The following is a 10,408-nucleotide window of genomic DNA, read 5'->3' as shown; positions in this document are numbered from 1 at the left end:
CGAATGCAGTGTGTCAGTCGACATCAATATTGACTGACACACTGCATTCGCGAGCAAGCCCGCTCCCACAGGGGGCAATGCGTCGTTTGCTGAATTGCGGACACAAAAAAAGGCCTTCCGAAGAAGGCCTTTTTCATTTTCAGCGAACGTTAAGCACAAAGCCGACGCGGGTCAGCCACTCCGCTTCAAGGGCGAAGTCGGCCTGGGTCAGCTGGTTTTCGTCCAGCCAGTTTTCCGGGAACTGCACATCAAGGCTGTCGCGGTTGGCGTGCAGCACGACCTGGGGCATTTCCTGGGTGCCACGGATGTGATGGAACAGGATCGCAAAGCGCAGCAGCACGCACAGGCGAATCAGCTTGATGCCGTCATCGCCGAAATCGGCAAACCTGTCCCGGGGAATATTGCGGCGGTGGCCGCGCACCAGCAGCGCGAGCATCAGCTGGTCTTCGCGGGAGAACCCGGCCAGGTCCGAGTGCTCAATCAGGTAGGAGCCGTGCTTGTGATACTGATAGTGAGCGATGTCCAGGCCCACTTCATGGACCTTGGCCGCCCAGCCGAGCAATTCGCGCCAGACCCCGTCATCCAGCTCCCAATCCTCAGCCACTTGATCGAAAGCATGCAACGCCTTGCGCTCGACTCGCGCCGCTTGTTCCAGATCGACGTGATAACGCTCCATCAGCGAGCTAAGGGTGCGCTCCCGGACGTCTTCGTGATGATGGCGGCCTAGCAGGTCATAGAGCACGCCTTCGCGCAGGGCGCCTTCACAGTGGTCCATGCGTTGCAGTTCGAGGGCATCGAAAATCGCTTCGAGAATCGCCAGGCCGGCAGGGAAGATCGCCCGGCGGTCAGGCTTGATGCCTTCGAAGTCGATCTTCTCGACGTCGCCGAGCTTGATCAGCTTGCGCTTGAGCCAGGCCAGGCCTTGGGCATTAACCTCGCCCGTGCCATGACCGCCAGCCTTCAACGCCAGGCCAATCGCACGAATGGTGCCCGAGGAGCCGATGGCTTCATCCCAGGTCAGCCGGTGCAGGGCGTGTTCGATGCTCATGATCTCCAGCCGCGCCGCCGTGTACGCCTGGGCGTAGCGGGCCGGGGTGATCTTGCCATCCTTGAAATAGCGCTGGGTGTAGCTGACGCAGCCCATTTGCAGGCTTTCGCGCAGCAGTGGTTCAAAGCGCTGGCCGATGATGAATTCGGTACTGCCGCCGCCGATGTCGGCCACCAGGCGTTTGCCCGGGGTGTCGGCGAGGGTGTGGGAAACGCCGAGGTAAATCAGGCGTGCTTCTTCACGGCCGGAGATGACTTCCACCGGGTGGCCAAGGATTTCTTCAGCGCGGCGGATAAATTCGCCACGGTTACGGGCTTCACGCAGGGCGTTGGTGCCGACGATCCGCACGGCGCCGGGCGGCATACCGTTGATCAGTTGGGCAAAACGCTTCAGGCAATCGAGCCCGCGTTGCATGGATTCTTCACTGAGCTGACGCTCATCGTCGATGCCGGCGGCCAGCTGAACCTTCTCCCCGAGTCGTTCGAGAATACGGATTTCGCCGTTCTGGGCCTTGGCCACGACCATGTGAAAGCTGTTGGAGCCCAGGTCGATTGCGGCGATCAGGGACAGATTCTTGGCTTGGGATTGCGGCATGGTCAGGGGGTCTCGGTCGATAACCTCGACATCGTGCCACGATCAAACGCTGCCGCCAACGCGTAGGCGCTGTCGAAGGCTGCGATCTTTTACCACGGGGCATCCGTGGTGTTGCGAATGGCCTCTTCGCGAGCAAGCCCGCTCCCACAGGTTTTTGCGTCGAGCACACCATCGCGTTCCAGCAGAGAACCCTGTGGGAGCGGGCTTGCCCGCGAAGGCGGCCTTGCAGGCGCTGAAGATCAATCAGCCCGCAGCCTCAACCGTCCCAATGAAATTCGCCAACTCCGTGGTCTGCGGGTTGGCGAACAGAATTTTCGGATCCCCCACCTCATGCACCTTGCCCTGATGCATGAACACCAACTTATCCCCAACCTCCCGGGCAAAACGCATCTCGTGGGTGACCATAATCAACGTCATCCCTTCCTTGGCCAGTTGCCGGACCACGCTCAGCACTTCATTGACCAATTCCGGGTCCAGCGCCGAGGTAATTTCATCGCACAGCAAGACCTTCGGCGACATCGCCAGCGCCCGGGCAATCGCCACCCGCTGTTGCTGCCCGCCAGACAACCGATCCGGGAAGGCATCGAATTTTTCCCCCAGCCCGACCCGTTCCAGCATCTCTCGCGCAAGGTCGGCCGCTTTGGCTTTCGGCACTTTCTGTACCACTTGCGGTGCGAGCATCACGTTCTCGCCGACCGTCAGGTGCGGGAACAGGTTGAACTGCTGAAACACCATTCCGACTTTCTGTCGCAAGCTGCGCAGGTCGGCACGGGCGGCGTCGAGGTATTCGCCGTCGACTTCAATCACGCCGTCGTTGATCGATTCCAGGCCATTGAGGGTGCGCAACAAGGTGGATTTTCCCGAGCCGCTGCGGCCGATGATCGCCACCACCTGGCCTTCCTCGACGCTGAGGTCGATGCCTTTGAGCACATGGTGGTCGCCGTAATATTTATGCAGGGCCGAGATTCTAAGCAGAGGCATGCAGTCTCCTTTCCAGATAGCGCGCACTGAGGGACAAGGGGTAGCAGAGCAGGAAGTAACCGAGGGCCACGAGGCCGTAGACCATGAACGGTTCGAAGGTCGCGTTGGCGAGCATGCCGCCGGTCTTGGTCAGTTCGGTGAAGCCGATGATCGAGGTGACGGCGGTGCCTTTGACCACCTGCACCGAGAAGCCCACGGTCGGCGCCACGGCGATTCGCAGCGCTTGCGGCAGGATCACGTAGCGCAGTTGCTCCAGCGGGTTCAGCGCCAGGCTCGACGAGGCTTCCCACTGGCCGTTGGGGATCGACTCGACGCAACCACGCCAGATCTCTGCCAGGTAGGCGCTGGTGAACAGCGTCAGGGCTATCGCCGCCGCCATCCATGGCGAAATCTCTATCCCCGCCAACGCCACGCCGAAGAACACCAGAAACAGCTGCATCAACAGCGGCGTGCCCTGGAACAGTTCGATGTAGGTGCGGGCGAAGTTACGCGGCAGGGATTTTTTCGAGATGCGCATGACCATGACCAGCAAGCCGATCAGTCCGCCACCGATAAATGCCACCAGCGATAGCGCCAGGGTCCATTGCAGGCCCGTGAGCAGGTTGCGTACGACGTCCCAGAAGGTGAAATCGCTCATTGGTTGCTGCTCCTTGCGATAAAACGGCGACCAATCCAGTTCAGCAACTGGCGGATCAGCAGCGCCATGCACAGGTAGAGCAGTGTGGTCAGGGCATAGGTCTCAAAGGCGCGGAAGTTGCGCGACTGAATGAAGTTGGCGGCGAAGCTCAGTTCTTCGGTGGCGATTTGCGAGCAGACGGCTGAACCCAGCATGACGATGATGATCTGGCTGCTCAATGCCGGCCAAACCTTGCCCAGTGCTGGCAGCAGCACCACGTGGCGGAACGCTTCGAAACGGGTCATCGCCAACGCGGCGGCAGCTTCCAGCTGTCCTCGAGGGATCGCCTGGATGCCGGCGCGGATGATCTCGGTGGAATAGGCGCCCAGGTTGATCACCATCGCCAGCACTGCCGCCTGCCATTCCGAAATCTGCACCCCCAGTGACGGCAGGCCGAAGAAGATGAAAAACAACTGCACCAGAAACGGCGTGTTGCGGATCAACTCGACGTAGACCCCAAAAATGCCGGCGAACGGACGGATGTTCCACGCTCGCACCAGCGCCCCGACGATGCCCAGACTCACCCCGAGCACCGCGCCGATGGCCGTCAGTTCAAGGGTGAACAGCGCACCGCGCAGCAGCAGGTCGGTGTTGTGCACCACCGGTAAAAAGTCGAACTGATAAGCCATATTCAGTCTCCGCAACGACGATCAGAGATCAGCCGGCAGCGGCTCTTTGAGCCAGGTCCGGGAGTTCTTCTCCAGCGCGCCGTCGGTCTTGGCGGTGGCGAGGATCTGGTTGACCTTGTCCAGCAACGCCGGCTCGTTTTTGTTCACGCCGACATAGACCGGCGAATCCTTGAGCTTCACTTTCAGCGCCGGAATGCGTTTCGGGTTGCGCTCGCTGATGGTCACCATCACCACGTTGCCGCTGGCGATCAGGTCAACTTGCCCTGCGAGGTAGGCGGCGATGGTCGAGTTGTTGTCTTCGAAGCGCTTGATGGTCACGCCTTCGGGCGCGACTTTGGTCAGCTCGATGTCTTCGATGGCGCCACGGGTGACGCTGATGGTTTTGCCCTTGAGGTCGTCCAGGCTTTTGATGCTGGCGTCTGGCGGACCGAATACGGCGAGGTAGAACGGCGCGTAGGCGCGGGAGAAGTCGATGACTTTCTCGCGCTCGGGGTTCTTGCCGAGGCTTGAGATCACCAGATCGACCTTACCGGTGGTCAGGAACGGAATGCGGTTGGTGCTATTGACCGGCGTCAGCTCGAGTTTGACCTTGAGTTGGTCGGCCAGCAGCTTGGCGGTGTCGATATCAAGGCCGCGCGGTTTCATGTCCGGGCCGACCGAGCCGAAGGGCGGGAAGTCCTGGGGCACGGCCACCTTGAGGACGCCGCGCTTGACCACATCCTCCAGACCGTCGGCGTGGGCGGGCGCCTGGCTCAGCATCAGGCTGGCAAACAGGGCGGCGAGGAGGGCGCTGTAACGCTGGGTCATGGCAAATCTCCGAATCGGCGAGAAGTGAATTCTGCGGATCGACAGAGCATGGGCCGTGCCAATATCGGGTTTTTGGGGCGCAAGGCCACGGTTTTGCTGGAGTCTTTCGGTCTTACTGGTCTGAACAGTCGTACATGGTTTCGCACCCCGATAGCGCATCCATGAAAATCTCCGAACCCCCATGGGGCACGACTTGCCGGGCGTCGCGAATAGCTTTACAACTAACCGCTCATTGGCCTGGTTCGTCTGAAAAACCATGAACTCGATCTCCCGCGCCGTACCTGAAGTGGCGCTGCAAGCCATCCGTAAACTGATCGCCGAGCAAGGTTTCGGCCCGGGCGATGCCTTGCCCTCGCAACGGGATCTGGCGGTGCAATTGGGGGTCAGCCGCGCGTCGCTGCGCGAAGCGTTGTCGTCATTGAGTGCGTTGGGGGTGATCAGCATCCAGCCGGGCAAAGGCGTGTTCGTGCAGTCACCGGTTGATTTGCCGCGAGGTGATGCGGGGCTGAGTTGGCCGTTCGCGGCCCAGGCCTCGCCGCTGGATATCTTCCAGTTGCGCTATGCCCTGGAAGGCTTTGCCGCCGGTTTGGCGGCGGTGACCCTGAGTACTCACGAGCTCGACGCACTGGAAGATAACGTCGCCGCCATGCGCGTCGAATTGAAGGCCGGCGACTTCGAGGCTGCGGCGCGACTGGATTTCGAGTTTCACCGGCGCATCCTGCTGGCGAGCGGCAATCAAGCGATGCTGAGCATCCTGACCGCCAGTGCCGACATCTTTCTAGAGAGCCAAAAGCTACCGTTCATCCGGGCCGAGCGGGCCATGGAAACCTGGCAGGAGCACCGCAAAATCCTCCGCGCACTGGCCCGGCGGGCGTCCGGCGCAGCGCAGAAGGCCATGCACGAACATGTGCGTAACGCGGCACTGCGCACTGGAATTGCCTTCGTCGCTCCCGCCACCTCGTGACTTGAGCTATACCCAAACTCATGCGGCGCCATAGCGAGACTCAATCATCTGCACCTTCCTGAACGAGGGAAGGGCGGCTATGATGGGCCACGTTTTTTTGCTTACAACCTGGAGACTTCCATGAGCAGCGATCTTATTAAACACGTCACCGACGCTAGCTTCGACGTCGACGTCCTCAAGGCCGAAGGCGCTGTACTGGTCGACTACTGGGCTGAATGGTGCGGCCCTTGCAAAATGATCGCTCCTGTTCTGGACGAAATTGCTGAAACCTACAAAGGCAAGCTGACCGTTGCCAAACTGAACATCGACGAAAACCAGGAAACTCCGGCCAAGCATGGCGTGCGTGGTATCCCGACTCTGATGCTGTTCAAGAACGGCAACGTTGAAGCAACCAAGGTTGGCGCGCTGTCGAAGTCGCAACTGGCTGCTTTCCTCGACGCCAACATCTAAGCGTCGTTTAAAGCGTCATCAAAAAGGCCCCGCACATCGCGGGGCCTTTTCGTTATTGAGGGCTAGACGCTCCGAAACTCAGGTGGTACATTCGGCCCCGCACTGGTTTCTCCACTGCCCCCTGCTAGCCGTCGCCGACGCACTCCTTTTCGAATAAGTACGCGATCCTGTCGCCTTCTCTGCGGCGCGGCCTCATTAAGCCAAAAGCTTAATTTCCCCCCCTCCATAAATGATTACGTCATTCCTATATGAATCTGACTGAACTCAAGCAAAAGCCGATTACCGAACTGCTCGAATTGGCCGAACAGATGGGCATAGAAAATATGGCCCGTTCGCGCAAGCAGGACGTGATTTTCTCCCTGCTCAAAAAGCACGCTAAAAGCGGCGAGGAAATTTCCGGTGATGGCGTGCTGGAGATTCTCCAGGACGGCTTCGGCTTCCTTCGCTCCGCTGACGCTTCCTATCTCGCCGGCCCAGACGATATCTACGTCTCGCCGAGCCAGATCCGTCGCTTCAACTTGCGCACCGGTGACACCATCGTTGGCAAGATCCGTCCTCCAAAGGAAGGCGAGCGTTATTTCGCGCTGCTCAAGGTCGATACGATCAACTACGATCGTCCCGAGAACGCGAAAAACAAGATTCTCTTCGAGAACCTGACCCCGCTGTTCCCGACCGTGCGCATGAAGATGGAAGCCGGCAACGGTTCCACCGAAGACTTGACCGGTCGTGTCATCGACCTGTGCGCCCCGATCGGCAAAGGCCAGCGCGGTCTGATCGTTGCACCGCCGAAAGCCGGTAAAACCATCATGCTGCAGAACATCGCAGCCAACATCGCGCGTAATAATCCTGAAGTTCATCTGATCGTATTGCTGATCGACGAACGTCCGGAAGAAGTGACTGAAATGCAGCGCACCGTGCGCGGCGAAGTGGTTGCCTCGACGTTCGATGAGCCGCCAACCCGCCACGTGCAGGTTGCCGAAATGGTGATCGAGAAGGCCAAGCGCCTGGTCGAACACAAGAAGGACGTGGTGATCCTGCTCGACTCCATCACTCGTCTGGCTCGCGCCTACAACACTGTGATCCCGAGCTCCGGCAAAGTACTCACCGGTGGTGTCGATGCCCACGCCCTGGAGAAACCGAAACGTTTCTTCGGCGCCGCGCGGAACATCGAAGAAGGCGGTTCGCTGACCATCATCGCCACCGCGCTGGTTGAAACCGGCTCGAAGATGGACGAAGTGATCTACGAAGAATTCAAAGGCACGGGCAACATGGAACTGCCGCTGGATCGTCGCATCGCCGAAAAACGCGTCTTCCCGGCCATCAACATCAACCGTTCCGGTACCCGCCGCGAAGAGTTGCTGACCGCCGACGACGAGTTGCAGCGCATGTGGATCCTTCGCAAGCTTCTGCACCCGATGGACGAAATCGCTGCCATCGAGTTCCTGGTCGACAAGCTGAAAACGACCAAGACCAACGATGAGTTCTTCCTGTCGATGAAACGCAAGTAAGTCGATAAGGCCAAGAAGCCGGGGAAACCCGGCTTTTTGCTATCTGATTTTTGATGAACCGGCAGTTCGTGGTTCTGAATAGAGGGGTTCGGCGCTAAACTGCCACCCCCGAACGGCACGGCCAACACGAGGCTCACGCATGCAGTATCGCGACTTGCGCGACTTTATCAGCGGTCTGGAAAAGCGCGGCGAACTCAAGCGCATCCAGGTTCCGGTGTCCCCAGTGCTCGAAATGACCGAGGTCTGCGACCGCACCCTGCGTGCCAAAGGTCCGGCCCTGCTTTTCGAAAAGCCCACGGGTTATGACATCCCGGTGCTCGGCAACCTGTTTGGCACCCCCGAGCGCGTGGCGCTGGGCATGGGCGCAGAAGCGGTCAGCGAATTGCGCGAGATCGGCAAGCTGCTGGCGTTCCTCAAGGAACCCGAGCCGCCGAAAGGCCTGAAAGATGCCTGGTCCAAGCTGCCGATCTTCCGCAAGATCATCGCCATGGCACCGAAGGTAGTCAAAGACGCGGTGTGCCAGGAAGTGGTCATCGAAGGCGACGACGTCGACCTCGCGATGCTGCCGGTGCAGACCTGCTGGCCGGGCGACGTCGGCCCGCTGATCACCTGGGGCCTGACCGTCACAAAAGGTCCGAACAAGGATCGCCAGAACCTCGGCATCTACCGTCAGCAAGTGATCGGCCGCAACAAGGTCATCATGCGCTGGCTCAGTCACCGTGGCGGCGCGCTGGATTACCGTGAGTGGTGCGAGAAGCATCCCGGCCAGCCATTCCCGGTGTCCGTGGCGCTGGGCGCCGACCCGGCGACCATTCTCGGCGCGGTGACGCCTGTGCCGGACAGCCTCTCCGAATACGCCTTCGCCGGTCTGCTGCGCGGCAACCGCACCGAACTGGTGAAGTGCCGTGGCAATGACCTGCAAGTGCCGGCCACCGCCGAGATCATCCTTGAGGGCGTGATCCATCCGGGCGAAATGGCCGATGAAGGCCCGTACGGCGACCACACCGGTTACTACAACGAAGTCGACAGCTTCCCGGTGTTCACCGTCGAGCGCATCACCCACCGCATCAAACCTATCTACCACAGCACCTACACCGGCCGTCCGCCGGATGAGCCGGCAATTCTCGGCGTGGCGCTGAACGAAGTGTTCGTGCCAATCCTGCAGAAGCAGTTCCCCGAGATCACCGACTTCTACCTGCCGCCCGAAGGCTGCTCGTACCGCATGGCCATCGTGACCATGAAGAAGTCGTATCCGGGCCACGCCAAGCGGGTAATGCTCGGTGTCTGGTCGTTTTTGCGACAGTTCATGTACACCAAGTTCGTTATCGTCTGTGATGACGACATCAACGCACGCGACTGGAACGACGTGATCTGGGCCATCACCACGCGCATGGACCCCAAGCGCGACACGGTGATGATCGACAACACGCCGATCGATTACCTGGACTTCGCCTCGCCGGTTTCCGGCCTGGGTTCGAAGATGGGGCTCGATGCCACGAATAAATGGCCGGGCGAAACCACTCGCGAGTGGGGCCGGGTGATCGTCAAGGACGAAGCCGTTACCCAGCGGATCGATGCCATCTGGAATCAGTTAGGAATAGATTGATGCGTGTAACCTTGCAGCCCTCCGGAGCAGTGCTACAGATTCTGCCCGGCGAGCGGATTCTCGATGGCGCACGGCGTCTGGGCTATGAATGCCCGCAAAGCTGTCGAAACGGCAATTGCCACGTGTGCGCCGCACTGCTGGTGGAAGGGCGCGTCGAACAGGAAGGCGGTGTGCGCGACCATGGCGAGTTCTACACTTGCATTGCAGAGCCGCTGGAAGACTGCATCGTGCTGTGGGATGGCGTGCTCGCGCTGGGAGAATTGCCGGTGCGCAGCTTGTCGTGTCAGGTCATTGAATGCAGGGACGTCGGCGGCGATACCTGGCGTGTGCGACTGCGAGCGCCGGCCGGCAAGCCGCCGCGTTATCACGCCGGTCAGTACTTGATGATCGAGCGCGAGAATGGTGAGAAATCCGCGTTCTCCCTGGCCTCGGCTCCGCATGGCGGGCGTGATCTGGAAATTCATGTGCTGGCGCGCGAAAGCAGTGCGCTGAGCCTGATCGACCAGTTGCAACGCAACCTGATGGTGCGGATCGAAATGCCATTCGGCGACACCCATCTGGCGGAACTGCCGGACGGTCCACTGGTGCTGATTGCTGCGGGCACCGGCATGGGCCAGATCCATAGCCTGATCGAACATTGTCGCGCCACGGGCTTCAAACATCCGGTGCATCTGTATTGGGGCGTGCGTCGTCCTGAAGATTTTTATGCCATCGAACATTGGGATGAATGGCTGAAACTGCCCAATCTGTTCCTGCATAAAGTCGTCAGCGATCAATGCGGCTGGCAGGGGCGCTGCGGCATGTTGCATGAGGCGGTGTGCGAGGACTTCCCGGATCTGAAACCCTTGCATGTCTACGCCAGCGGCTCTCCGGCCATGGTCTACGGCACGCTGGATGCTTTGGTCGAAGCCGGGATGGATGCTCATCAAATGCGCGCGGATGTATTTGCGTACGCGCCTCGATCTTGATCCGCGATTTTGATTCGCGATTTTGATCCCCCGCTCTTATTCGTTATAACTCCCTATATAGCCGATCGGTATTTATAGATTTATATAAATACCGGTAGGTTATATGTCATCCAGGCAAATAGTTAAGAACTGTGCCATGGCACTTAAATTGCCTTAAAACATATGTGCCTTATTGTT

At 59.6% G+C, this 10,408-nt stretch carries 10 protein-coding genes; 5 read left to right on the top strand and 5 right to left on the bottom strand.

Features of this window, described 5'->3' with window-relative positions; all coding sequences use genetic code 11:
• Nucleotides 1–139 precede the first annotated feature (139 nt).
• The 5 genes from ppx to KGB03_RS14675 form a co-directional block, all read right to left on the bottom strand.
• Nucleotides 140–1,642, bottom strand: a complete 1,503-nt coding sequence (gene ppx, locus KGB03_RS14695; protein WP_111448344.1) for an exopolyphosphatase — start codon at nucleotides 1,640–1,642, stop codon at nucleotides 140–142.
• Between the two features lie 243 nt (nucleotides 1,643–1,885).
• Nucleotides 1,886–2,623, bottom strand: a complete 738-nt coding sequence (locus KGB03_RS14690) for an amino acid ABC transporter ATP-binding protein (protein ID WP_111448345.1) — start codon at nucleotides 2,621–2,623, stop codon at nucleotides 1,886–1,888.
• Complete coding sequence (locus KGB03_RS14685) at nucleotides 2,610–3,260, bottom strand: amino acid ABC transporter permease (RefSeq protein ID WP_192408991.1); 651 nt, start codon at nucleotides 3,258–3,260, stop codon at nucleotides 2,610–2,612. The genes KGB03_RS14690 and KGB03_RS14685 overlap by 14 nt, the downstream gene beginning before the upstream one ends.
• Complete coding sequence (locus tag KGB03_RS14680) at nucleotides 3,257–3,928, bottom strand: amino acid ABC transporter permease (protein WP_111448347.1); 672 nt, start codon at nucleotides 3,926–3,928, stop codon at nucleotides 3,257–3,259. Before KGB03_RS14680 ends, KGB03_RS14685 begins: the two co-directional genes overlap by 4 nt.
• Nucleotides 3,929–3,949: 21 nt before the next feature.
• Complete coding sequence (locus KGB03_RS14675) at nucleotides 3,950–4,735, bottom strand: transporter substrate-binding domain-containing protein (RefSeq protein WP_033060641.1); 786 nt, start codon at nucleotides 4,733–4,735, stop codon at nucleotides 3,950–3,952.
• A 256-nt stretch (nucleotides 4,736–4,991) separates the two neighbouring features.
• Here KGB03_RS14675 and KGB03_RS14670 point away from each other — a divergent pair, with 256 nt between their 5' ends.
• From KGB03_RS14670 to KGB03_RS14650, 5 genes are all read left to right on the top strand, one after another.
• Nucleotides 4,992–5,699 (top strand): FadR/GntR family transcriptional regulator, encoded by a 708-nt coding sequence (locus tag KGB03_RS14670; RefSeq protein WP_218536635.1) that lies wholly within the window; start codon nucleotides 4,992–4,994, stop codon nucleotides 5,697–5,699.
• A gap of 120 nt (nucleotides 5,700–5,819) precedes the next feature.
• A complete protein-coding gene (gene trxA, locus KGB03_RS14665; protein WP_008150340.1) occupies nucleotides 5,820–6,149 on the top strand; it encodes a thioredoxin TrxA in 330 nt (109 codons plus the stop codon).
• A gap of 248 nt (nucleotides 6,150–6,397) precedes the next feature.
• Nucleotides 6,398–7,657 (top strand): transcription termination factor Rho, encoded by a 1,260-nt coding sequence (gene rho / locus KGB03_RS14660; protein ID WP_007942421.1) that lies wholly within the window; start codon nucleotides 6,398–6,400, stop codon nucleotides 7,655–7,657.
• 139 nt (nucleotides 7,658–7,796) lie between these two features.
• Nucleotides 7,797–9,263 (top strand): 4-hydroxy-3-polyprenylbenzoate decarboxylase, encoded by a 1,467-nt coding sequence (ubiD, locus tag KGB03_RS14655; RefSeq protein ID WP_008150342.1) that lies wholly within the window; start codon nucleotides 7,797–7,799, stop codon nucleotides 9,261–9,263.
• Nucleotides 9,263–10,231, top strand: coding sequence for a CDP-6-deoxy-delta-3,4-glucoseen reductase (locus tag KGB03_RS14650; protein WP_192408993.1), 969 nt, complete (start codon nucleotides 9,263–9,265; stop codon nucleotides 10,229–10,231). Before ubiD ends, KGB03_RS14650 begins: the two co-directional genes overlap by 1 nt.
• Nucleotides 10,232–10,408 lie beyond the last annotated feature (177 nt).

The organism is Pseudomonas sp. BF-B-26, from assembly GCF_019956495.1.
In the GTDB taxonomy this organism is placed as follows: Bacteria; Pseudomonadota; Gammaproteobacteria; order Pseudomonadales; family Pseudomonadaceae; genus Aquipseudomonas.
Note: the sequence above shows the minus strand (reverse complement) of the source record. Positions and strands in the feature narration are given on the sequence as shown.

What these genes read in the sequence shown, in the direction of transcription:
- KGB03_RS14675 (WP_033060641.1), bottom strand. Translation starts at nt 4,735, where the DNA reads ATGACCCAGCGTTACAGCGCCCTCCTCGCCGCCCTGTTTGCCAGCCTG.
- KGB03_RS14670 (WP_218536635.1), top strand. Translation starts at nt 4,992, where the DNA reads ATGAACTCGATCTCCCGCGCCGTACCTGAAGTGGCGCTGCAAGCCATC.
- KGB03_RS14685 (WP_192408991.1), bottom strand. Translation starts at nt 3,260, where the DNA reads ATGAGCGATTTCACCTTCTGGGACGTCGTACGCAACCTGCTCACGGGC.
- KGB03_RS14690 (WP_111448345.1), bottom strand. Translation starts at nt 2,623, where the DNA reads ATGCCTCTGCTTAGAATCTCGGCCCTGCATAAATATTACGGCGACCAC.
- rho (WP_007942421.1), top strand. Translation starts at nt 6,398, where the DNA reads ATGAATCTGACTGAACTCAAGCAAAAGCCGATTACCGAACTGCTCGAA.
- ppx (WP_111448344.1), bottom strand. Translation starts at nt 1,642, where the DNA reads ATGCCGCAATCCCAAGCCAAGAATCTGTCCCTGATCGCCGCAATCGAC.
- ubiD (WP_008150342.1), top strand. Translation starts at nt 7,797, where the DNA reads ATGCAGTATCGCGACTTGCGCGACTTTATCAGCGGTCTGGAAAAGCGC.
- trxA (WP_008150340.1), top strand. Translation starts at nt 5,820, where the DNA reads ATGAGCAGCGATCTTATTAAACACGTCACCGACGCTAGCTTCGACGTC.
- KGB03_RS14650 (WP_192408993.1), top strand. Translation starts at nt 9,263, where the DNA reads ATGCGTGTAACCTTGCAGCCCTCCGGAGCAGTGCTACAGATTCTGCCC.
- KGB03_RS14680 (WP_111448347.1), bottom strand. Translation starts at nt 3,928, where the DNA reads ATGGCTTATCAGTTCGACTTTTTACCGGTGGTGCACAACACCGACCTG.